Annotated in this window: 19 protein-coding genes, 2 tRNA genes and 1 pseudogene; 3 read left to right on the top strand and 19 right to left on the bottom strand. The window is 71.1% G+C overall.

Features of this window, described 5'->3' with window-relative positions; translation table 11 throughout:
* Window positions 1-29 precede the first annotated feature (29 nt).
* The 7 genes from ABZO29_RS29075 to leuS all read right to left on the bottom strand — a co-directional run bounded on the left by ABZO29_RS29075 (window position 30) and on the right by leuS (window position 10343).
* Window positions 30-911: a YceI family protein gene (locus tag ABZO29_RS29075; RefSeq protein WP_367323122.1), complete on the bottom strand. Its 882-nt coding sequence runs from the start codon at window positions 909-911 to the stop codon at window positions 30-32.
* 150 nt (window positions 912-1061) lie between these two features.
* Complete coding sequence (locus ABZO29_RS29070; RefSeq protein WP_367323121.1) at window positions 1062-1904, bottom strand: arylamine N-acetyltransferase; 843 nt, start codon at window positions 1902-1904, stop codon at window positions 1062-1064.
* Window positions 1905-1908: 4 nt separating this feature from the next.
* Entirely contained in the window at window positions 1909-4422 is a 2514-nt protein-coding gene (locus ABZO29_RS29065) for a ComEC/Rec2 family competence protein (protein ID WP_367326282.1), read from the bottom strand.
* Window positions 4423-4490: 68 nt separating this feature from the next.
* Complete coding sequence (locus ABZO29_RS29060) at window positions 4491-5552, bottom strand: helix-hairpin-helix domain-containing protein (protein WP_367323120.1); 1062 nt, start codon at window positions 5550-5552, stop codon at window positions 4491-4493.
* A 109-nt stretch (window positions 5553-5661) separates the two neighbouring features.
* Window positions 5662-6507, bottom strand: coding sequence for a DegV family protein (locus ABZO29_RS29055; protein ID WP_367323119.1), 846 nt, complete (start codon window positions 6505-6507; stop codon window positions 5662-5664).
* Window positions 6508-6579: 72 nt separating this feature from the next.
* Window positions 6580-7314 (bottom strand): hypothetical protein, encoded by a 735-nt coding sequence (locus ABZO29_RS29050; RefSeq protein ID WP_367323118.1) that lies wholly within the window; start codon window positions 7312-7314, stop codon window positions 6580-6582.
* Window positions 7315-7469: 155 nt separating this feature from the next.
* Window positions 7470-10343 carry a leucine--tRNA ligase gene (gene leuS / locus ABZO29_RS29045; protein ID WP_367323117.1) on the bottom strand — a complete coding sequence of 958 codons (2874 nt, stop codon included), beginning with the start codon at window positions 10341-10343 and terminating at the stop codon, window positions 7470-7472.
* Between the two features lie 448 nt (window positions 10344-10791).
* Between leuS and ABZO29_RS29040 the strand changes: the two genes are divergently transcribed.
* Complete coding sequence (locus ABZO29_RS29040) at window positions 10792-12087, top strand: cytochrome b/b6 domain-containing protein (protein WP_367323116.1); 1296 nt, start codon at window positions 10792-10794, stop codon at window positions 12085-12087.
* Window positions 12084-13694 (top strand): NADH-ubiquinone oxidoreductase-F iron-sulfur binding region domain-containing protein, encoded by a 1611-nt coding sequence (locus tag ABZO29_RS29035; protein ID WP_367323115.1) that lies wholly within the window; start codon window positions 12084-12086, stop codon window positions 13692-13694. The genes ABZO29_RS29040 and ABZO29_RS29035 overlap by 4 nt, the downstream gene beginning before the upstream one ends.
* Window positions 13695-13765: 71 nt before the next feature.
* Here ABZO29_RS29035 and ABZO29_RS29030 read toward each other — a convergent pair.
* From ABZO29_RS29030 to ABZO29_RS28980, 11 genes and pseudogenes are all read right to left on the bottom strand, one after another.
* Window positions 13766-13838, bottom strand: a tRNA-Ala gene (locus ABZO29_RS29030).
* A 115-nt stretch (window positions 13839-13953) separates the two neighbouring features.
* Window positions 13954-14187 (bottom strand): hypothetical protein, encoded by a 234-nt coding sequence (locus ABZO29_RS29025; RefSeq protein WP_003976229.1) that lies wholly within the window; start codon window positions 14185-14187, stop codon window positions 13954-13956.
* Window positions 14188-14190: 3 nt separating this feature from the next.
* Window positions 14191-14364, bottom strand: a complete 174-nt coding sequence (locus tag ABZO29_RS29020) for a hypothetical protein (protein ID WP_367323114.1) — start codon at window positions 14362-14364, stop codon at window positions 14191-14193.
* Between the two features lie 69 nt (window positions 14365-14433).
* Window positions 14434-14577: pseudogene (locus ABZO29_RS29015) on the bottom strand (MFS transporter); the annotation flags it as partial.
* A 144-nt stretch (window positions 14578-14721) separates the two neighbouring features.
* A tRNA-Ala gene (locus tag ABZO29_RS29010) sits at window positions 14722-14794 on the bottom strand.
* 106 nt (window positions 14795-14900) lie between these two features.
* Window positions 14901-15572: a histidine phosphatase family protein gene (locus ABZO29_RS29005; RefSeq protein WP_367323113.1), complete on the bottom strand. Its 672-nt coding sequence runs from the start codon at window positions 15570-15572 to the stop codon at window positions 14901-14903.
* On the bottom strand, window positions 15569-16015 hold the full coding sequence (rsfS, locus tag ABZO29_RS29000; RefSeq protein WP_367323112.1) for a ribosome silencing factor: 447 nt from the start codon (window positions 16013-16015) through the stop codon (window positions 15569-15571). The genes ABZO29_RS29005 and rsfS overlap by 4 nt, the downstream gene beginning before the upstream one ends.
* 102 nt (window positions 16016-16117) lie before the next feature.
* On the bottom strand, window positions 16118-17815 hold the full coding sequence (locus ABZO29_RS28995; RefSeq protein WP_367323111.1) for an LCP family protein: 1698 nt from the start codon (window positions 17813-17815) through the stop codon (window positions 16118-16120).
* Between the two features lie 16 nt (window positions 17816-17831).
* On the bottom strand, window positions 17832-18518 hold the full coding sequence (nadD, locus tag ABZO29_RS28990; RefSeq protein ID WP_367323110.1) for a nicotinate-nucleotide adenylyltransferase: 687 nt from the start codon (window positions 18516-18518) through the stop codon (window positions 17832-17834).
* 82 nt (window positions 18519-18600) lie between these two features.
* Window positions 18601-18765, bottom strand: a complete 165-nt coding sequence (locus tag ABZO29_RS28985) for a hypothetical protein (protein WP_367323109.1) — start codon at window positions 18763-18765, stop codon at window positions 18601-18603.
* Window positions 18766-18875: 110 nt separating this feature from the next.
* Window positions 18876-19070: a hypothetical protein gene (locus ABZO29_RS28980; protein WP_367326437.1), complete on the bottom strand. Its 195-nt coding sequence runs from the start codon at window positions 19068-19070 to the stop codon at window positions 18876-18878.
* Window positions 19071-19161: 91 nt separating this feature from the next.
* Here ABZO29_RS28980 and ABZO29_RS28975 point away from each other — a divergent pair, with 91 nt between their 5' ends.
* Window positions 19162-20268 (top strand): M48 family metallopeptidase, encoded by a 1107-nt coding sequence (locus ABZO29_RS28975; RefSeq protein ID WP_367323108.1) that lies wholly within the window; start codon window positions 19162-19164, stop codon window positions 20266-20268.
* Window positions 20269-20486: 218 nt separating this feature from the next.
* Here ABZO29_RS28975 and ABZO29_RS28970 read toward each other — a convergent pair whose 3' ends face one another.
* Window positions 20487-21554 (bottom strand): hypothetical protein, encoded by a 1068-nt coding sequence (locus ABZO29_RS28970; RefSeq protein WP_367323107.1) that lies wholly within the window; start codon window positions 21552-21554, stop codon window positions 20487-20489.
* Between the last annotated feature and the right edge of the window lie 71 nt (window positions 21555-21625).

Genomic DNA, 21625 nt, shown 5'->3' with positions numbered 1-21625 from the left:
CACACGACAGCCGGGCCCCGCCCCCGGCCTCAGCTCCTGCGCACGACCTGCACGTCCAGCTCGATACCGATGCTCGGTCCCACCACCGCGATACCCCGCGCCAGCATCGTCTGCCAGCTCACCGTGAAGTCGTCCCGGCGCAGTTCGGTGGTGGCCCGGCACGCTGCCCGCACCTCGCCCTCCATCCCGTTCCCGAGCCCGAGGTACTCCGTGTCGAGCGTGACCGTGCGCGTCACCCCGTGCAACGACAGCGCCCCGGTGACGGCCCACCGGCTGCCGCCCCTGTGGACGAACCGGTCGCTGTAGAACTCGAGCGTCGGAAACCGCTGGACGTCCAGGAAGTCCGCCGACCGAAGGTGGTCGTCGCGCATCCGCACGTTCGTGTCGATGGACGCCGCGTCGATCACCACGTGCATCGCCGACTGCTCCACCGGATCGGCGATCCGGACGACCCCCGCGAAGGTGTTGAACCGCCCGTGAATCCGGGCCAGTCCGATGTGCCGCGCGGTGAAGGCGATCGACGAATGCGTCGGCTCGATCTCCCAGTCGCCCGGCGCCGGTGGCTCCGGCGGATGGGCCGGCTGGAGCGTCACATCGCCCAGCGAGGCGAGCGAGTTCTCACCGACGAGGGCGGTCGCCCGGTACGGCGTGTACCCGTCGGCGGACACCGCGAGCTTGTACTCCCCCGCCGGAACCGTCGCCACGAACGACCCGTAGGGATCCGTACCACCGCTGACCACCTTGCGCCCCATGGCGTCGCTGACCGCGAACTCCGCATGCGCCACCGGTGCGTTGACCGGATCCAGCACCCGGCAGCTCAGCACCCCGGCACTCGGCGGGGTCTGCAGCGCCGCCAGGGGACTCGTCCGTTGCACCCGGTTCGTTCGGTTTCCCAGCCAGCGGCCGATCATCTGCGCCCACCCTTGTGCGACTTGACCCCGTTGTCGGGGATGCATTCGACCACCGCTGAGGCTTTCGAGGCAACTCGGAACCACATCACGGGAATCCAGCAGAAGTGCTGGGACTACGCAGAAGTAACCCTATGTGCCCGAAGTAAAGAATCAGTCATCCCGGTTGCGCTCACCCACCGTCGGCACCGACGTCAGCTCGATCCCGAACCGGTCCCGGTACTCCGCGAGCACCTCCTCGTCCGTGCCCAACTCCCGCTCCTCACGCGCCCCGTCCGCCGCCGTCACCGTCAGCCGCCGTCCGCTGAGCGTGATCCTCCCTCCCTCCTCGGTGACGCGCGAGCAGACCAGCGACTGCGTGAAGTGCGACGTCGGGGAGGTCGTGTGCCACCAGGCCCCGGCCACGAAGTCGCCCAGCACCCGGGGCCGCACCTCCAGGCGGTACTCCGGTCTGCCGTTGCGGACGACGTCCAAGTCCGCCACCTCGACCGACCCGGCGACACCGCCCCGCGCTCCCGCAGCGTCCGGCCCCGCCGCGACGATCCGGAACACCCCACCGGGGTCCACCTGCTCACCCCGCTCCTCGAAGGCCAGCGGGTAGTGGCTGTGCGCCCCGAACCCCACATCGGCCAGCCACTCGCCCGCGTCCACCGTCCGCACCCGCAGCGCGAGATGGTCGTACGGGATCCCGAGGCGGCCCTCCTCCCCGTGGACGCGCGCCGCGAGCAGCGTGACGTCGAACCCCAGCGTGGCGAGCAGCGCCCCGAACGCCCCGTTCAGTTCGTAGCAGAACCCTCCCCGCCCCGCCCCCAGCAACTTGTCCAGCAGCCGCTTCTCCTCCAGCACGATCTCCTCGCCGAGGTGGATCGACAGGTTCTCGAAGGGCACCGTCTGCAGGTGGCGCAGGTGCAGCTCGCGCAGCACGTCGACGGTGGGCCACGCCGGGTGCGCGACGCCCAGGCGGCGGAGGTAGGCATCAACCTGTGCGGGATTCATGACCTCAGTCTCGCGCCACCCGCAACTCCCCGCCCCTCCCGGCCACCGCCAGCGCCCCGTCCTGGTCCGTCCGCAGCACCTGTGCGCCCCCGGCCCGCAACGCCGCGACCGTGCCGGGAGCCGGGTGCCCGTACGGGTTGTCCGCCCCGCACGAGATCAACGCCAGCCGCGGAGCCACGGCCCGTACGAGGTCGGGATCCTGATAGGCCGAGCCGTGATGGGCCACCTTGAGCACGTCCACCCCGGCCAGGAGCGCCGCCGCCGACGACCTCAACAGGGCCCGCTGCGCCGGGGGTTCGAGATCCCCGAGCAGCAGCAGAGTCAGCTCGGCCGACCGGACGAACAGCGTGACACTGGCGTCGTTCGGGTCCTCCGGTTCCGGCGCCGGGCCCGGCGCCGGCCACAGCACCTGCCAGGAGAGCGCCCCGATGCGCCGCTCCTCCCCGGCGCCGGCCCGGGTGATCGGGATGTGCCGCTCGGCCGCAGCCCTCCGCACGAACTCCACCTGGTCCACGGGCTCCTCGAATCCCGTCGTCTCGATCGCGCCCACCGCGCGCCCCCGCAGCACGCCCGGCAGTCCGGCCACGTGATCGGCGTGGAAGTGCGTCAGTACGACGAGCGGAACCGTGGTGATGCCCAGCGTGTGCAGACACCGGTCGACCAGGGCCGGATCGGGCCCGGCGTCCACCACCACCCCGGTACCCCCACCCGCCGCGAGCACCAGGGCGTCGCCCTGTCCCACGTCGCACATCGCGAACCGCCAGCCCGGCGGCGGCCAGCCCGTGATCACCCGGGTCAGCGGTGGCGGCTGCACCACCACCAGCAGGAGCAGCACCCCGCACACCCCGCACCACCAGGGGTGTCCCAGCACCCGCCGGCCGACGAGCACGACGACCGCGGTCACAAGGGCGAGCAGCAGGGCCCCGGTCCAGCTGCCCGGCCAGTCCACTCCCGCGCCGGGCAGCGCCGCCCCCGTCCGCGCCACGTCCGCGATCCACCCGGCCGGCCAACTCGCGCACCAGGCGAGTGCCTCGGCCACCGGCATCGCGACCGGTGCCGCCGCCAGCGCGGCGAACCCGAGCACCGTCGCCGGCGCGACGGCGACCTCCGCCAGCAGGTTGCACGGCACCGCCACCAGGCTCACCCGCGCCGACAGCACCGCCACGACCGGCGCGCACAGGGCCTGCGCGGCGGCCGCGGCGGCCAGCGCCTCGGCCGGCCGCGGCGGAATCCGGCACCTTCGCAGGGCCCTGCTCCAGCGGGGCGCGAGCGTGAGCAGGGCGCCGGTGGCGAGGACGGAGAGCAGGAAGCCGTAGCTGCGGGCCAGCCACGGGTCGTACAGCACCAGCAGCAGTACGGCCGCGGCCAGTGCAGGAACCAGGGATCTGCGGCGTCCGGTCGCGAGGGCGAGCAGCGCGACGGCTCCGCAGGCCGCGGCCCGCAGCACGCTCGGATCCGGCCTGCACACGACGACGAACCCGAGGGTGAGCCCTCCGCCGAGGAGCGCGGTCGCCCTCAGGGAGATGCCGAGCCTGGGCGCCAGGCCGCGCCGCTCGACGTGCTGGGCCAGTCCGGGTGGCCCGATGAGCAGCGCGAGGATGATCGTGAGGTTGCTTCCGGACACCGCGAGCGTGTGCGCGAGGTCCGTCTCCTTGAAGGCCTCGTCCAGTTCGGGCGTGATCCGTGAGGTGTCGCCGACGACCAGCCCGGGCAGCAGCGCCCGCGCGTCCGGCGGCAGTCCGCCGGTGGCCTCCCGCAGCCCGGCCCGCAACCGGCCCGCGAACCGCTGCGCTCCCGACGGCTCCGCCACGACCTGCGGTGCCGCCCGGTCCCGCACCCGCAGCACCGCCGCGATCCGGTCGCCGCCGGTCATCGCGGGCGCCAGCCGCCCGGTCACCCGCAGCCGTGTGGAAGGCAGCAGCCCGAGCCAGGACGAGCGTGCGGCAGCTCTCCCCGTTCCCACGGTCGCCTTCCGGGGATCCGCGCCCGCGCCGACGATCACGAGCACAGGTGTCCGCGTCGCCACCACCGTCCCACCCCTCTCCTCGACTCGTCGCACCTCCGCCTCCACCAGCACGGCGGACGGAGCCGCGTGATCCCCTCTGACCCGTGGCCGGGTGAGCCGCGGGTCGGCGGTGACCTCGACCTCGGCGGTCACCGTGGCGTACTGCCGCGCCAGCACCGGCACGGGTCCGCGCCGCAGATCCGCCCCGTGCAGCCCGGCCGAGGCGGCAGCCGCGGCCACGCACAGCAGTGCCGCCGCGACCGCCGTGCGCGACCCTGCGCGAACCCGCCCTGGCTCCTGCAGGCCTCCTGCTCTCCTTCGGCGCACCAGCAGCAGTACGGCGGCCAGGGCCGAGCAGACCACCACGAGCGCGGTCACCTGTCCCGGCGGTGCGTCCAGCGTCAGCGCCGCCGTCGCCCAGGCCGCCAGCGCGGGCGGGACGAGTCTCAGATCCGTCGGTCCTTCCTGCCGTGGGTTGGCGGCCCCCAGCCGCTTCCCGGAGGCTGCGTGCACGGCCCGGCGGGCGCGGGCACCGGGGCCGTCCGCCGCCACACGGCCGGGCGCAACGGCGTGGTCGCGCGTCATGGCCGTACGAGATTCCGCAGATCGGCGAAGCGGCGCTCGCCGATGCCATTGACGTCGCGCAGCTCGTCCACCGAACGGAAACCGCCGTGCCGGGTGCGGTAGTCGACGATGTGCTGCGCCAGCACGGGTCCCACGCCCGGCAGGGTCTCGAGCTGGTCCACGGTGGCGGTGTTGAGGGACACCGGCGCCGCCGGAGCCGCACCGGCCGGTTCACCGGCGGCACCCCCGACTCCCGGCCCTCCGACGGGCGCGGGAGCACCCACGAGCACCTGTTCCCCGTCCACGAGGAAGCGGGCGCGGTTCAGGCCGTCGGTGTTGGTGCCCGGGCGCACCCCGCCGGCCGCGCGCAGGGCGTCGGCCACACGCGAGCCGGGCGGCAGGCGGTGGATCCCGGGATCGCGGACCTTGCCGCTGACGTCCACCACGATCTCGTTGCCCGCCGTGGCCGCGGCATCCGCGGAGGCGCCTGCCGGGGCGCCGGGTGCGGCCGCCTCGGCCGGTTCCCGGGCCCCGTACGAAGCGGCCGCCCGCACCACCTCGGGCGCCCGCACGGGCTGGGTCCTGCCGGTCCAGTAGTGCTGCGCCGCGAACGCCGCCACGACGACGAGCAGCACCGTCAGCGCGACCGCGCTCCGCCGCTCCAGCCCGCACCGCGCCTGCAGCCACACCGGCATCCGCTCCCGCAGGGCGAGCCCGGCACGCTCCTGCCAACCGGCCGCGACCCGGCGGGTTCCGGCATCGGCATGGGCATGGGCGTCGGCATCGGCATCGGGGGTGATGTCAGGAACCGCCCCCGCGTCCGCCGGGATCCCGTCGGCGTGCACCTCACGCCGTTCCTCCACCGGCGGCCCCGCCCCCGACTCCCGCCATGCACCGGCGCGTTCGGCGAAGAGCAGCTCCGCTCGTCGCCGGAGGTCTTCCGCCGACGCGTGACGGTGCCGGATCCGGTTCCGGCCCCGTACGGGCGGTCGTCGGTGGCGAGTTCGGCCGTCGGAGGCGGGTCCGCGTCCCGGGCCACTGGTTGCGGTCGCTGTGCGTGAGCGTGATCGAAGTGCCATGCCACGAGCATCGTGCAGTTCGCCGATTGGCGATGATCTTGCTCAAGTTCCGGGGACGACCGCCCAGTTGTGGACAACTCCGCCACTCACACGGGTGAAACGCAAGCCGTCACCGCGGAGAGACCACAACCCCCAGCAACCCCGGCCCCGTGTGTGCCCCGATCACCGCTCCCACCTCGCTCACATGCAGGTCGGCAACGCCGGGAACACGCGCCCGCAGGCGGTCCGCCAGGGCCGAGGCCCGGTCGGGCGCGGCGAGATGGTGGACGGCGATGTCGACCGGGGCGCTGCCCGCCCGGTCGGCCACGAGCTCCTCGAGCCGGGCGATCGCCTTCGACGCCGTACGTACCTTCTCCAGAAGTTCGATGCGGCCGTCGTCCAGTCGCAGCAGCGGCTTCACCGCGAGCGCGGAGCCCAACAGGGCCTGCGCCGCGCCGATCCGGCCGCCGCGGCGCAGATAGTCGAGGGTGTCGACGTAGAAGTAGGCGGAGGTGCCCGCGGCCCGCTTCTCGGCGGCCGCGACGGCCTCGTCCACCGTGCCGCCCGTCTCCGCCGCCTCGGCCGCGGCGAGCGCGCAGAACCCGAGTGCCATCGCGACCATGCCGGTGTCCACCACCCGCACCGGCACCGGCGCCTCGCGCCCCGCGACGACGGCCGCGTCGTACGTGCCCGAGAGTTCGGCGGACAGGTGGAGGGAGACGATGCCGGTGGCGCCGGACTCGGCGACCTTGCGGTAGGTCTCCGCGAAGAGTTGGGGGCTGGGGCGCGAGGTGGTGACGGGGCGTCGCTTCTGCAGTGCCTGCGCCAGCGAACGGGTCGAGATCTCCGAACCCTCGTCGAGCGCCTGGTCACCGAGGACCACGGTCAGGGGTACCGCGGTGATGCCGTGGCGCTCCATCGTCCGCGGCGGCAAGTAGGCCGTTGAATCGGTGACGATCGCGACATGGCGGGACATGAGCTGGAGGTTACCTGGCGTATCGCCTCGGCGGCAGCCCGGCCCCGCTCTCCTGAGACGCGTGTGGCGGGATCATGTCGTGCTCTCCGGACGGGGCTTCTTCTGCCAGGGGTACACGGGGCGCTGTCCCGGAGGGGTGATCGCGGGCCGCGTGGCCTCGTCCGCCGTGGGCGGCTGCGGGGTCCCCGGCCAGGTCTGCCGGCCCGACGCATCGTCGGCGGCCGGGGCCTCGGGCCAGGGGGGCGGCGCCGGCGTGGACGTCGATGTCGTCCAGTGCCGCAGGGCGCCGGCCTCCACGTCGATCTGGGCGCTGAGGGAGTCCAGGTCGTCGTCCGCGAAGCGGCGTGCCCGGTCGCGGGCCGCCCAGCGCAGTGAGTCCGCGGACTGTGTGATGCGTTCGGTGCGCTCGCGCAGCGAGGGCAGCCGCTCGGCCAGTGTCGCGCGGTCCGGCTCGGACTCCAGGCGCTTGAGTTCACCGTCCAGTTCGTGCCCGTGCGCGCTGAGCCGCTCGAAGAGGCCGAGGGACTCCTTGAGGGACTCGTCCTCGGCCACGCCCGCGTGCAGCGCGTCCTGAGTGGCGCGCATCGACGTGCGCAGCTTGAGCCGGAGCTGGGCGATCTCGCCCGCGGGACCGAGCTGGGCGAACGACTTGGCGCGCAGTGTGTGGTCCTCGACCGTGCGGCGGGCCTGGGTGATGGTGCGGTCCACGCCGCGCTTGGCCGCGCCGATCACCTTCACCGTGGCATACGCGCCGAGCACCAGGAAGAGCACGAAGAGCAGGGCGAAAACTGCGATCACGGCTTCCACGACGCTCCTCCTCCGGCCCACGACGGCGCACCCCGCGCCGCTCTTCAACGGTAAACGCAACGGGCAGGTTCGGAGTTCCACCGGAACCCCGAACCTGCCCGTAGGGGACCACCCCGAGCCAGGGCGGTCCCCTCAGCGCTTCAGTCTGCGCCCAGCTACGCCGGAACGATGTTCACCAGCTTCGGCGCCCGCACGATCACCTTGCGGATCCCCGCGCCGTCCAGCGCCGCGACGACCTTCTCGTCGGCCAGCGCCACCTTCTCCAGCTCCTCCTCGGAGATGGCCGGCGAGACCTCCAGGCGGGCCTTGACTTTGCCCTTGATCTGCACGACGCAGGTCACGGTCTCGTCCACGACGTACGCCGGGTCGGCGACCGGGAAGTCCTGGTGGACGACCGAATCGGTGTGGCCCAGCCTGCGCCACAGCTCCTCGGCGATGTGCGGGGCCAGCGGCGCGATCAGCAGCACCAGCGACTCGGCGACCGTCCGCGGCACCGCCCCGCCGGCCTTGGTCAGGTGGTTGTTCAGCTCGGTGACCTTGGCGATGGCGGTGTTGAAGCGCAGGCCCTCCAGGTCCTGGCGCACTCCGTCGATCGCCTTGTGCAGGGCGCGCAGCGTCTCCTCGTCGGGCTCCGCGTCGAGGACGGTGACCTCGCCGGTCGTCTCGTCGACCACATTGCGCCACAGCCGCTGCAGCAGCCGGAACTGGCCAACCACCGCGCGCGTGTCCCACGGCCGCGACACGTCCAGCGGACCCATCGCCATCTCGTACAGGCGCAGCGTGTCGGCGCCGTACTCGGCGCAGATCTCGTCCGGAGTGACCGCGTTCTTCAGGGACTTGCCCATCTTGCCCAGCAGCCGGGAGACCTTCTCGCCCTGGTAGTGGTAGGCGCCGTCGCGCTCCTCCACCTCGGCGGCCGGCACCGCGATACCGCGGCTGTCACGGTAGACGTAGGCCTGGATCATGCCCTGGTTGAACAGCTTGTGGAACGGCTCCGCGGAGGAGACGTGCCCCAGGTCGAACAGGACCTTGGACCAGAAGCGGGCGTACAGCAGATGCAGCACGGCGTGCTCGGCGCCGCCGACGTACAGGTCGACGCCGCCGTGCGGCTGCCCCTCACGCGGACCCATCCAGTACTGCTCGATCTCGGGGTCGACCAGCTTCTCGCCGTTGTGCGGGTCCAGGTAGCGCAGCTCGTACCAGCAGGAACCGGCCCAGTTGGGCATGGTGTTGGTCTCGCGGCGGTACGGCTTCGGCCCGTCGCCCAGGTCCAGGGTGACGCTGACCCAGTCCTCGTTGCGGGACAGCGGCGTCTCCGGGGACGTGTTCGCGTCGTCCGGGTCGAAGGTGCGCGGAGAGTAGTCCTCGACCTCCGGCAGCTCCAGCGGCAGCATCGACTCGGGCAGCGCGTGGGCGACGCCGTCCTCGTCGTAGACGATCGGGAAGGGCTCGCCCCAGTACCGCTGGCGGCTGAACAGCCAGTCGCGCAGCCGGAAGTTGACGGTGCCCTCGCCGATGCCCCTGCGGGTCAGCCACTCGGTGATGCGCGCCTTGGCCTCGGCGACGCCCAGGCCGTCCAGGGAGACGTCGTCGTTGGCCGAGTTGATGATCTTCGCGTCGTACGACGCGAAGGCGTCCTCCCACGTCGACGTGTCCGTGCCGCGGCCGTCGGTCGGCTCGACGATGCAGCGGATCGGCAGCTCGAAGGCGCGCGCGAACTCGAAGTCGCGCTGGTCGCCGCAGGGTACGGCCATGATCGCGCCGGTGCCGTAGCCCATCAGCACGTAGTCGGCGATGAAGACGGGGATCCGCTCACCGTTGACCGGGTTGGTCGCGTACGAGCCGATGAAGACGCCGGTCTTGTCCTTGGCCTCGGCCTGCCGCTCGACGTCGGACTTCGAGGCGGCCTGCGCGCGGTAGGCGGCGACCGCCTCCGCCGGGGTCGCGTGACCGCCGGTCCACACGTCGTGCGTGCCCTCCGGCCAGGCGTCCGGGGTGAACTTCTCGACCAGGGGGTGCTCGGGGGCCAGCACCATGTAGGACGCACCGAACAGGGTGTCGGGTCGCGTCGTGAAGACCGTGATGCGCTCACCGTCGATCGGGAAGTCGACCCGGGCACCCTCGGAGCGGCCGATCCAGTTGCGCTGCTGCAGCTTGATGGCCTCGGGCCAGTCCAGCGCCTCCAGGTCCTCCAGCAGCCGGTCGGCGTAGGCGGTGATGCGCATGTTCCACTGGCGCAGCTTGGCCTTGAAGACCGGGAAGTTGCCGCGCTCGGAGCGCCCGTCGGCGGTGACCTCCTCGTTGGCCAGCACGGTGCCCAGGCCGGGACACCAGTTGACCGGCGCGTCGGAGGCGTACGCCAGGCGGAAGTCGCCCAGGACGTCGGCGCGCTCGGCGGCGGTCAGCTCGCCCCACGCGCGCGTGTGGCCCGGTACGGAACGCTCACCGGACTCGAACTGCGCGATCAGCTCGGAGATCGGACGGGCCCGCTTCGCCTCGTCGTCGTACCAGGAGTTGAAGATCTGCAGGAAGATCCACTGGGTCCACTTGTAGTAGTCCGGGTCGATCGTGGCGAACGACCGGCGCTTGTCGTGGCCCAGGCCCAGCCGGCGCAGCTGGATCTTCATGTTCTCGATGTTGGCCTCGGTGGACACGCGCGGGTGCGTGCCGGTCTGCACCGCGTACTGCTCGGCGGGCAGGCCGAAGGCGTCGAAGCCCAGGGTGTGCAGGACGTTGTGGCCGGTCATCCGCTGGAACCGGGCGAAGACATCGGTGGCGATGTAGCCCAGGGGGTGGCCGACGTGCAGGCCCGCACCGGAGGGGTACGGGAACATGTCCATGATGAACTTCTTGGGCCGGGAGACCACTTCCGGGTCACCGGCCAGGTCACCCTTGGGGTTCGGCGCAGCGTACGTCCCGTCGGCGTCCCAGAAGTCCTGCCAGCGTGCCTCGATCTCGGCCGCCATGACGGCCGTGTAGCGGTGCGGCGCAGCCACCTCGGCGGCGGCAGCGGGGTTCGTCTCGCTCATGATCCTCAAAGCTCCATCGATCGTCTCTGCCAGCGGCTGTGTCGTTCCGAGAAACGAAAAATCCCCTCGCATAGGAGGGGACGCCGCGCCGACTCCGACCACGATCTCACCGTCGGTCGGGACTGATCAGCGCGGCTCGCTAAGCAGAAGGCGTACGGCACGCATGGCGTCAGGGTACCGCAGGCCCCGCTCGCGCCGCGACGCACTTCCCGGACGGCCTTGGCACCGGGTGCCACCCACTTCAAACCTGTGAGTTCCCGCACCCGGGACCCGACAAAAATTGAACGAAGGTCAAAAGTTACTTCGCGTAACAGCAGCTAAGGGACAACACAACAGGCGCATTGTCCTTTGGTAACAACGCAATAACTCAAACCTCGTACTGATCGGTATGGCGCCACTTAGAGTTCGGCAGCGGGACCGCTTTCCCGAACTGCTCGGAGTTGCCCCCATGAACCCTCGTCGTAGTACCAGCTCGCTCCCCAAGCCAGGCCGGTCGGCCTACGGGGTGGCCACAGCTGTCGTTCTGCTGCTCATACCCGTCGTCGTGCTGTTCGGAGGCGACTGGCTTCAACAGTTCCTGAACTTCGGCGCGGGCGTCCTGTCGCTCGTGTGCCTCACCTGCTCCTGCATCTGGGGCCTCGTCGCCCAGGACCGGCTGATCCTCAACATCCGCCAGCGGATCGTGGCGCAGGGCATCCACCGGGTGACCGCCGTCGCCTCGATCGCGTTCCTCTTCGTGCACATCGCCGTCAAGCTGGCGCTGGAGCACACCGTCCTGATCGCCGCGCTCATCCCCTTCAGCCTGGGCGTCGAGGGCAGCGCCGGCCTCATCGGCCTCGGCTCGCTGGCCGCCCTGCTCATGATCTTCGTCGGCGTCACCGGTGCGCTGCGCAACCAGTTCGCGTCTCCGGCGCCGGTCGCCGCCCGCTGGCGCGCGATGCACATGCTGGCCTACCCCGCCCTGTGCGCCGCAGTGATCCACGGCCTGTTCGCGGGACGCCCGGCGAAGACGTTCTTCATGGTGTCGTACGAACTGTGCCTGGCCGGGATCATCGGGGCCATCGCGCTGCGCGCCGCACCGCGCCCGTTCAAGCGCAAGCTCGCCGACCGGCTCACCGCCATCCTGGGCAACGGGGAGATGTCGGCCCTCGACGACCTGGACGTCAGCCGGGCCCGGGTGACGGAGTCGGCCGGATCCGGACTGCCCGGCTACGAGAGCCGGCGCTCCGCCACGCCGTCGTTCACGGACACGACGGGGTCCCCCGCAGCAGCCTCGTTCGAGTCGCGCACCATGACCCCGGAGCCCTCCAACGGCTTCGCCGCGGCCTACCGCGCCGTCTCCTCGCCCTCGCAGCAGCAGCCGTTCGCCGCCGACCAGACCGCGCGCATGGATCTGCCCATGGACATGCAGCCCACCCAGGCGGTCCCGCGCGCCGACGGCGGTGCCGGCGCCTCCGGCAGCTGGCCGATTCCTTCGCCTCCGCCGGTCGGCGAGGCACCTCCGTCGGCGTACGACCCCCTCCAGGACACCGGATACAACATCCCGGTCTATGGCAATTCGGGCGGCGGCGCGTACGGCTCGAGTGATGTGTACGACACCGGTGAGTCGAACACCCTCTACGGCACGTACAACCCGAACGACACGTACAACAGCGGTCCCGCCAATGATCCAATGCCCGGTGAGTCGTTCGGCGCACCGGGTTCGGGCGAACCTTGGAACACGCCTTCCGGAGGCTATAGGTGAACGAGGCCCTGCCCGACGTCCCCGAAGTCCGCGTGGTCGGCCTTCCCCAGCTCACGTCGGGCTTCGACCTTGTCGAACGACTTGATCTGCCCATGCACCTCAAGGTGCACGGGCCGCTCGAACCCCTGGGCGGCGAGCAGCTCGCGCAGCTCGCCGAACGCATCAACCTGAAGGGCCGCGGCGGCGCGGGTTTCCCCTTCCACAAGAAGCTGCGCTCGGTCGCCGAATCGGCGATCAAGCGCGGCGTCCGGCCGGTCGTCGTCGTCAACGGAAGCGAGGACGAACCGGCCTGCCGCAAGGACACGGTGCTCATCAACCGTGCCCCGCATCTCATCCTGGACGGCGCGCTGCTGTGCGCCGAGGCACTGGGTGCCCGCACGCTCGTGGTGGGGGTCACCCGTGAGTCGACGCAGCGGTCCATGGAGGCCGCGCTGGCCGAGCGCGGCCTGAGCAACGGCCGCCGCTCGGCGCTGAAGGCGTTCGTCCAGCGCAACCCGATCCGCATGGTCACCGGCGCGGCCGCGTCGCTGATCCGTTCCATCGACGGCGGCCCGGCGATCCCGCCCGGCCGCAAGGTCAGCGCCTCGCAGAACGGCGTCGGCGGCGCGCCGACGCTGCTGTCGAACGCCGAGACGTTCGCCCAGCTGGCGATCGCCGCCCGCATCGGCCCGGAGCGCTACGGCAACACCGGCCTGTACGACGAGCCCGGCACCGTCATGCTCACGGTCTCCGGCGCCGTCGCCCGCCCGATGGTGATCGAGGTCCCCACGGGCGTCCCCCTGCGCTACGTCCTGCAGCTGGCCGGCGCCCCGCCGGTGCCGCAGGGTGTGCTCACGGGCGGCTACCACGGCAAGTGGATCGACGCGGCGACCGTCAACGAGGCGGTCGTCTCCCGCAACTCCCTGGACGCGGTGGGCGGGGCGCTCGGCGCCGGCGCGATCCTGCCGATCAGTCAGGAGACCTGCCCCCTGGGCGAGTCGCTGCGCGTGGCGCAGTGGCTGGCCGAGGAGAGCGCGGGACAGTGCGGCCCCTGCTACCTGGGCCTGCCCGCCGCCGCACGCGGGATGGAGGACATCCTCAACGGCGGCGGCCCGGCTGCCCTGGAGGCCCTCAAGCAGGTCGCCAAGAACGTGAAACGGCGCGGCGCGTGCTCGCACCCCGACGGCTCCGCGATGTTCCTGGAGTCGACCATCAAGGCGTTCACGGACGACCTGGCCGCGCACGTCCTCGGGAACGGCTGCGGACGGCCCGTTGAGGGCGTTCTGCCGCTCTTCGAGGGCGGCAAGATGCCTACGGGCATCCCGGGCGGCGGCGAGCCCCAGGACAGCGGCGAGAGCCGCCAGAAGATCTACGTCGACTGGACGCTGTGCCGGGGCCACGGCCTGTGCGCGGACATCCTCCCGGAGGTCTTCCAGCTCGGCGCCGACGGCTTCCCCACCGTGGCGCAGGCAAAGGTGCCGCGCTACGCCGAGGCCAAGGCTCTACGCGCGGTGCGTCGCTGCCCGGCGCTCGCCCTGCGCATCGAGGAGGACACCCGCGCGCAGGCGCCCTCCCGCAACCTGCCGGTCCTGTCCCAGGGGCGCGGACGCCGCGCCCTCGGCCGCTGAACACGCTCCCAACTCCCCCTGAACACGTCGAAGGCGGGACATCCGATCGGATGTCCCGCCTTCGACTTCTGTGGAGCTAAGGAGAATTGAACTCCTGACCTCCTGCATGCCATGCAGGCGCTCTACCAACTGAGCTATAGCCCCTCGCGGCGCTCCGGGTTCCCCCGGCGGCGACGCCAACATTACACGGTCGACGGGGTGCAGCACCAAATCGTTTTCCGTTGTGCACCGATACGGTGGCCTGTGTCGTTTTTGCCGGTCAAGCCGTGACGAACGAATAGAAGCGCTTGAGCGTGCAGTGCTCCTCGAGGAGACGGCCGTAGATCGGCTCGCCCTCCAGCTCGCGGTACGTCTCGATCGGGTCGCCTTTTATGATCAGCGCCCGCGCGCATTCCTCGCACCAGTACTGGTAGTCCGGGTTGACCGGTTCCATGTCCCGGACGATCGGCGTACCACTGCCGCACCAGTCACACTTTCGCCTGTGTGCACCCATCGATCAGCTCCAGCTGTGGCCGCAGGCCGTGCACACGTAGGAAATTCCGCCGTTGTCGCCGAGGACTTGGGCCACATGCGCGGAACCGCAGGAAGGGCAGCTGAGGCGGGTCACCGTGTCCCGAGTCAACGCTGCCTCGAAGGGGTCACCGACCTCTTCGAGGATGCTCGCAGGCATCGCTACTCCCTCCCGTCGGGCCGCGCCCCCTTCCGGCCGTTTGATTCTGCCACGGCCGGACCAATACGGTCAGCGACGCCTCAGTACCAGTACGGACACGGGGCCCACCGCGGCCGTCGCTGCGAGCGCGAACATGCATGTAAGAAGCGCTTCCGAGGAGGTATACGCCTCCGGGGCCCCAAGTGACTCAAGCCGGTTCAAGAACAGTGTGCCCAACGTCGCAGCACCGCAAAGGGCGATGACCCCGGCCGAGCCGTGACTCGTACCCGATGCCTGTGGCCCGATGAAAAAATCCCGCCCCAGCGGGACGGGATCTTCATCAACCGATCTTCGACAACCCAACAGAGTGTCGATCAGTGGAGCTAAGGAGAATTGAACTCCTGACCTCCTGCATGCCATGCAGGCGCTCTACCAACTGAGCTATAGCCCCTCACGTTCCCCCGCTCGGCGGGGCGAACAAGAAGAACTTTAGCCTGCGACCTGCCGGAAAGTGAAATCCGGGTGCGGGGCCCCGGCGCGACGACCGACCGGCGGTGTCAGTCGTCGTCGCCGAGGACCGGCTCCGGCAGTGTGCCGGCGTTGTGCTCGAGGAGGCGCCAGCCGCGGGCGCCCTCGCCCAGGACGGACCAGCAGCAGTTGGAGAGGCCGCCGAGGCTCTCCCAGTGGCGGGCCTCCAGGCCGAGGAGCCGGCCGATGGTGGTGCGGATGGTGCCGCCGTGGCTGACCACGACGAGCGTGCCGTCCTCGGGCAGCTTGTCGGCGTGCCGCTGCACCACGGGGGCGGCGCGGTCGGCGACCTCGGTCTCCAGTTCGCCGCCGCCGCGGCGCACCGGCTCACCGCGCTTCCAGGCGGCGTACTCCTCGCCGTGGCGGGCGACGATCTCCTCGTGCGTCAGTCCCTGCCAGACGCCCGCGTAGGTCTCGCGGAGGGCCTCGTCCCGGGCCACGTGCAGGCCGGTGAGCGCGGCGAGCTCGGCGGCGGTGTTCGCGGCCCGCTGGAGGTCCGAGGCGACGATCGCGTCGGGCTTCAGGGAGGCGAGCAGCCGGGCGGCGCGGCGGGCCTGGGCGAGACCGGCCTCGGTGAGCTCGACGTCCGTGGTGCCCTGGAAGCGGCGCTCCACGTTCCAGGAGGTCTGCCCGTGTCGCCAGAGGATGACGCGGCGCCCCCGCCCGGGCTTGGCCACGGTCCCCTCACCGGTGGCGGTCAACGCCACTCACCGCCCAGCTCGGCCGCCTCCTCGGCGGCCTGCAGCTTGGCGTGCTCCTCCGCCTTGCCGCGGGTCGCCCGCGCGTCGGTGGGCAGCTCGAGCTCGGGGCAGTCCTTCCACAGCCGCTCCAGGGCGTAGAAGACCCGCTCCTCGCTGTGCTGGACGTGGACGACGATGTCGACATAGTCGAGCAGGACCCAGCGGGCCTCGCGGTCGCCCTCGCGGCGCACCGGTTTGGCACCGTGCTCCTTGAGGAGCCGCTCCTCGATCTCGTCCACGATCGCCTTGACCTGGCGGTCGTTGGGCGCGGAGGCGAGCAGGAAGGCGTCCGTGATCGACAGCACGTCACTGACGTCGTAGGCGATGACGTCGTGGGCGAGCTTGTCGGCGGCCGCCTGGGCGGCGGTGTTGATGAGCTCCAGGGAGCGGTCGGTTGCGGTCACTGCGAGGCTTTCCGTCGGCGGTCACTTGACCTCAAGGGTCTCACGGACCGCCGACGGCACCCCACGTGATTAAGGGATCACGCCCGGGACGCGCGCCCCCGCCTAGGACGACGCGGGCTTGTAGTCCTTGCCGAGGACCACCGCCACGTCCGCCGTCCCGGAGATCTTGCCCTGGGCGACGGAGCCGGTGGGCAGGCCGAGGGTCTTGGCTACCTCGGTGGCGTTCTCCTTGCCGGCGGCGTCCGCGTAGGTGACCTTGGACGTGGCGCGGGTGCTCGACGCCGTGCCGCCCTCCAGGAACGTGAAGCCGCCGTTGAGGAGCACGACCCGGGCCTTCTCGGTGTTGTCCTTGTCACCGCTGGCGTTCTGGACGGAGACGCTGACCGCCGCGTCCTTGTCGGGGCTCTTCGCGGTGCCGCCGAGGACGTCCTTGACCACGGCCGCGCCGGCCTGAGCACTCAGCGTGCCGTCGCCCTGGACGGGCAGCAGCGCGGTCTTGAGGTCGCCGCCCTTGGCGAGGTCCGCGAGCTTCGCGAGGAAGGTACCGAGGTCCTTGTCGGTCAGCGAGGGGTCGAGGATCTGCGCCAGGGTCTGCACGGTGACCGTCGCGGCCTGCGCGTCGGAGGACATCTTGCGCAGCACGCCCTGCATGACCTGGCCGAACCGCTCCAGCTGGGCGTTCTGGGCCTCGCCGGAGGCGCGGTAGGTGGCGTAGGCGACGGCCATCTTGCCGCTGAGGGTCTGGTCCTCGCCCTTGCGGACCAGGGGTGCGGCACCCTTCTTTCCGGCGGGGTCGGGCACGTCGGCGTCGGTGGTGACCTCGATGTTGCCGATGAGGTCGACGAGGTTCTGCAGGTACGGGGTGTCCAGGCGCCAGGTGCCCTCGATGTCGGTGCCGAGGACCGTGTCCAGCGCCTCGCGCGTCCCGGAGGAGCCGTCGTCCTCCACGGACTTGGCCAGGGTGGTCGGGGTGCCGTCGTCGTCCGTGAGGGCGAGGGAGTTGGGCAGCAGGACGGTGGTGCCCTCCTTGGTGGTGGTGTTGTCGACGAGGAGCGCCGTGGAGGTGCCGCCCTTGGCGGTGTTGTGCAGGTGGACGACGATCACGTCGCGCTGCTGGGCGCCGGCGGCGGCCGTGGTGCCGGTCTTGGAGTCGGACGACGACAGGCCGGGCAGCTTCCCGGCGTACCAGAGGTAGCCGGCGCCGCCGACGGCGACCAGCGCGAGGACGACGACGAGGGTGACGAGGCGGCTGCGTGCGCGGCGCCTGGCCTCCTCGCGGCGCTCGGTGCGGTTCTCGGTGAAGTTCAGCCAGTCGATGACGTCTTCGGAGTCGCCGTCGGGCTCCTCGACGAATGCGAACTGCCCGGTGTGGTAGTCCCGTTGGGACCCCGCACGCGCCCCCTCGGCCGGGCCGGCCTGCTGCGGGATGTGGGCGGTCTGCTCGGCGGCGCGGGGTTGCTGCCCGGTGGCCGCGGTGCGGCCGTAGGGGTCGTAAGGAGCCGCGGCACCGCCCTGCCCGCCCCGTGCATCGGTGCCGTGGGTGTCGTGGACGGGCGCCTGCTGCCCGGTGTCGTAGGCGCGGGGCTGTTGGCCGGTGCCGTACGGGTCGTAGGGAGGCACCGGCTGCTGCGGGCCGGTCGCGTACGGGTCGTAGCCGTATCCCTGCTGTGCGTAAGGGTCGTACGACTGCTGTGGCACCTGTTGCGCCGGTACCTGCCGGTACACTGGCCGGCCGTACTCGTCGTAGCCGACGAGCTCGTACTGGTCGCCCCCGTACCCCGCGTCGTATCGGTCGTTCACCGGTGCCCCTCTCGGCTCACTCGCCGCGGTACAGCTCGCGCTTGTCGATGTAGCGCACGACTCCGTCCGGCACCATGTACCAGATGGGGTCGCCCTTGGCGACTCTCGCACGGCAGTCCGTCGAGGAGATGGCGAGCGCGGGAACCTCCACGAGAGAAACACCACCCTCGGGAAGTCCGGCGTCGGTCAGATGGTGGCCCGGCCGGGTGACTCCGATGAAGTGGGCCAGGGAGAACAGTTCCTCGCTGTCGCGCCAGGTGAGGATCTGGGCGAGGGCGTCGGCGCCGGTGATGAAGAAGAGGTCCGTGTCGGGGTTGAGGGCGCGCAGGTCCCGCAGGGTGTCCACGGTGTAGGTGGGGCCGCCGCGGTCGATGTCGATGCGGCTCACCGAGAACTGCGGGTTCTCGGCGGTCGCGATGACCGTCATCAGGTAGCGGTCCTCGGCCGGGGAGACGTGACGGTGGGTCTTCTGCCACGGCTGCCCGGTCGGGACGAACACCACCTCGTCCAGGTGGAACTGCGCGGCGACCTCGCTGGCCGCCACGAGGTGCCCGTGATGGATCGGGTCGAACGTTCCGCCCATGACGCCGAGGCGGCGCTTGCCGGGGTTCGACGGACCGTTCCCGGAGCCGTTCACCGGACGGGCGGCCGTGTCGCCGGCCGTGATGTTCGCCGGACCGGTAGGCATGTCCTGCTCTCCCATGCGTGCAGACCCTACCGGCCCGGCCTGAGGGCCCCGGCAGGCGGATGCCCGGGGTGCCCCGCTATCAGGGGCTTTGCCGAGCTCAGCGGTCGCGGTTGAAGCGGGTGGTGACCCACAGCAGAAGCAGCAGGATGAGGAACGCGCCTCCGCCGGTGACCAAGGGGTTGAGACTCTCGTGGTTGCCGCCGTGCTCCTCGCCCTCGGCGGCAAAGGTGACCAACTGTGCTGCGGCGCTGTGGAAGCTCATCTTCGGCAGTACCTATCAGGTGTGGGCGGGATAAAGATGTCGGCCCATCGTAAGCGGGTGGCTCGGGGGCGATCACGCCGACTCCGCCGTTGGGGAACCTTCGCGCCGCCTCAGTCGTCTTTCCGCTTGTAGCCCCGCAGCAGGAACCACGCGGTGAAGGCGCAGCCCAGCACCATCACGATCAGCACCACCCGGAGCAGATTCCCCGCCCCTTGCTGCTGCGCGGCGCTCGCGGCCTCGGGGAGCCAGGCGGCTGCGGGGTTGTGCTCCATGGTGCGGGACTCCTTCGTGTAGTGCCCGTCCACCGTAACTCCGCCTAGGCTGGGCTCTGCTTCGGGGGCGCAAAGGGCCGCACAAGGGTCCGCAAAGGCCACTCACACGCACATGGGGGACCACATGTCCGACGACGGCCACGAGCACAACGGGCACGAGAACGTACCGAGCAGGCAGCGCAGGCGCTTCCCGGGGATCTCCTCGCGTGCGTACGAGCACCCGGCCGACCGCTCCGCCCTGGTGGCGCTGCGCAAGTTGAGCGGCTTCGACACCGTCTTCAAGGCGCTCAGCGGGCTGCTGCCCGAGCGAAGCCTCAGGCTGCTGTTCCTGTCCGACTCGGTCCGGGTGTCGGACCAGCAGTTCACGCACCTCAACGACATGCTGAGGGACGCCTGTTACATCCTGGACCTGGAGAAGGTCCCGCCGATGTACGTCAACCAGGACCCGCAGCCGAACGCGATGTGCATCGGTCTGGACGAGCCGATCATCGTCGTCACCACGGGCCTGGTCGAGCTGCTCGACGAGGAGGAGATGCGGGCGGTCATCGGGCACGAGGTCGGACACGCGCTGTCCGGGCACGCGGTCTACCGGACGATCCTGCTGTTCCTGACCAACCTGGCCCTCCGGGTCGCCTGGATACCGCTGGGCAACCTCGCGATCATGGCGATCGTGACCGCGCTGCGCGAGTGGTTCCGCAAGTCGGAGCTGTCCGCCGACCGCGCGGGTCTGCTGGTCGGCCAGGACCTGCGGGCCTCGATGCGGGGCCTGATGAAGATCGCGGGCGGCAACCATCTGCACGAGATGAACGTGGACGCGTTCCTGCAGCAGGCCGAGGAGTACGAGGCCGGGGGCGACCTGCGCGACTCCGTGCTGAAGATCCTCAACGTGCTGCCCCGCTCCCACCCCTTCACCACCGTGCGCGCGGCCGAGCTGAAGAAGTGGTCCGAGTCCCGCGACTACCAGCGGATCATGGACGGCCACTACCCGCGGCGCAGCGAGGACAAGGACACTTCGGTCTCGGACTCCTTCCGGGAGTCGGCGGCGCACTACGCCACACACGTGAAGAGCTCCAAGGACCCGCTGATGAAGCTGGTCAGCGACATAGCGGGCGGGGCCGGGGGCCTGGGCGGCCGGGTGCGGCGCGGCTACGAGGGCTTCACGAGCTCGGCACCGCAGCAGGAGCCTCCGGCGGACACGCCGCCCGCGGATGCGCCGCCCCGGCAGGACTGACGGGAGGCTTCCGACCCCTCACTCACTGGGCCCCGGCCCCCTTCGGCCCGAACGACCTCGTCCTCGAACCCCGAACGGGCTGGATTGCGTGCGGAGACGCCCGTTCGGGGTGCGCGAGGGGTGCGGGGGACGCAGTCCCCGCCGAGGTCTGGGGCGGAGCCCCAGAACGAGGGTGCGCCCATCCGACCGAGTCGGGTGGGTGGGGGAAACGCCCCACCTCACACCTTCGGTTGCGCGCTCGTCGCCAGCGTCCCGCACAGGGCCGTCGCGCTGCCCGTCGCATAGGGGTCCGTGCCGGCCGGGCCGCCCGTCTTCGCGGTCTGGCCGGCGAGGAGGGGGTGGAGGTGGTTGGTGGCGTCGTCGGCGCAGGACAGGGGGCCTGCCTGCACGTAGGAGACGACGAGCCGGGCCTGGCGCAGGCGCAGGTCGTCGCGGTCGAAGCGGAAGTGCAGCTCGCGGCGGACAGTGAAGAGGGACGCCTGCGCCTTGGCGTCGGCGGCGGGACGCAGGGCGTAGACGAAGGTGTGGTCCGCGGTGACCTCCAGCGTCGCGGAGTCGGTCTCGGCGGCCTGGAGCGTGCCCTGTACGCGGATCTTGCGGTCGGCCAGTTCGGTCCGGGAGGGGTCGAAGCGAACCAGCCAGCCGGTCGGCGCGTGCCGGCCGTCGGCGATGGGGTGGTCGAAGCTCTCGTCGAACTGGCCGAGTTGATCCGCGTTGAGCAGGACGCGCGCGGGCCGGACCTGTTCGCCGGTGAGCACCTCGGGGTAGAGCGAGGAGCGCACGATGTAGTCCTTGGCGGTGCTCAGGGCGGTCACGACCTGGCTGTCCGAGAAGTGCGCGGTGCGCCGCGAGGCCGGCAGCGGGATGCCCTCCGCGCCGATGCGGAACTGCGCGGCGGGGCTGTGCGCGTACAGGTACTCGGGGTCGGCCGAGCCCGGCACCCTGCCCTGGGGGACGAGCGGGATGACGGTCATCCGCAGGGGCTCGACGGGCTGCTGTGCGGCGGGGGTGGTGTACGGGTGCCTTACACCCATGTAGATCGCGGTGCCGAAGGCAACCGCGATCAGCAGGACCAGGATCAGCGCCTGCCGGGACAGACCCCGGTGCAGCGGCGGGCGGCGGCGCACGGCGGGCGTGTGGTCGGCCATCCGCTCCTGCGCGGAGTACTCCTGGAGGCGGGCAGCACGTACGAACGATTCGTCGAAGACGACGGATCGGTACTCGTCCTCACCACCACCGGAAGCACCCTCGGGTGTCCCCTCAGGTGGGTCTCCAGGCCCGCCCATACTTTCAGAGTAGGTCGCCGGGGGCTCGGGTAAACGCCCTGGTACACGACAAGTTCTGACAGGTTCTCACC

The organism is Streptomyces sp. HUAS ZL42, from assembly GCF_040782645.1.
Lineage (GTDB): Bacteria > Actinomycetota > Actinomycetes > Streptomycetales > Streptomycetaceae > Streptomyces.
This window is presented reverse-complemented; position numbering and strand designations above follow the sequence as displayed.

What these genes read in the sequence shown, in the direction of transcription:
- ABZO29_RS29075 (WP_367323122.1), bottom strand. Translation starts at nt 911, where the DNA reads ATGATCGGCCGCTGGCTGGGAAACCGAACGAACCGGGTGCAACGGACG.
- ABZO29_RS29070 (WP_367323121.1), bottom strand. Translation starts at nt 1,904, where the DNA reads ATGAATCCCGCACAGGTTGATGCCTACCTCCGCCGCCTGGGCGTCGCG.
- ABZO29_RS29060 (WP_367323120.1), bottom strand. Translation starts at nt 5,552, where the DNA reads ATGGCACTTCGATCACGCTCACGCACAGCGACCGCAACCAGTGGCCCG.
- ABZO29_RS29055 (WP_367323119.1), bottom strand. Translation starts at nt 6,507, where the DNA reads ATGTCCCGCCATGTCGCGATCGTCACCGATTCAACGGCCTACTTGCCG.
- leuS (WP_367323117.1), bottom strand. Translation starts at nt 10,343, where the DNA reads ATGAGCGAGACGAACCCCGCTGCCGCCGCCGAGGTGGCTGCGCCGCAC.
- ABZO29_RS29040 (WP_367323116.1), top strand. Translation starts at nt 10,792, where the DNA reads ATGAACCCTCGTCGTAGTACCAGCTCGCTCCCCAAGCCAGGCCGGTCG.
- ABZO29_RS29025 (WP_003976229.1), bottom strand. Translation starts at nt 14,187, where the DNA reads ATGGGTGCACACAGGCGAAAGTGTGACTGGTGCGGCAGTGGTACGCCG.
- ABZO29_RS29020 (WP_367323114.1), bottom strand. Translation starts at nt 14,364, where the DNA reads ATGCCTGCGAGCATCCTCGAAGAGGTCGGTGACCCCTTCGAGGCAGCG.
- nadD (WP_367323110.1), bottom strand. Translation starts at nt 18,518, where the DNA reads ATGGGAGAGCAGGACATGCCTACCGGTCCGGCGAACATCACGGCCGGC.
- ABZO29_RS28985 (WP_367323109.1), bottom strand. Translation starts at nt 18,765, where the DNA reads ATGAGCTTCCACAGCGCCGCAGCACAGTTGGTCACCTTTGCCGCCGAG.
- ABZO29_RS28975 (WP_367323108.1), top strand. Translation starts at nt 19,162, where the DNA reads ATGTCCGACGACGGCCACGAGCACAACGGGCACGAGAACGTACCGAGC.
- ABZO29_RS28970 (WP_367323107.1), bottom strand. Translation starts at nt 21,554, where the DNA reads ATGGGCGGGCCTGGAGACCCACCTGAGGGGACACCCGAGGGTGCTTCC.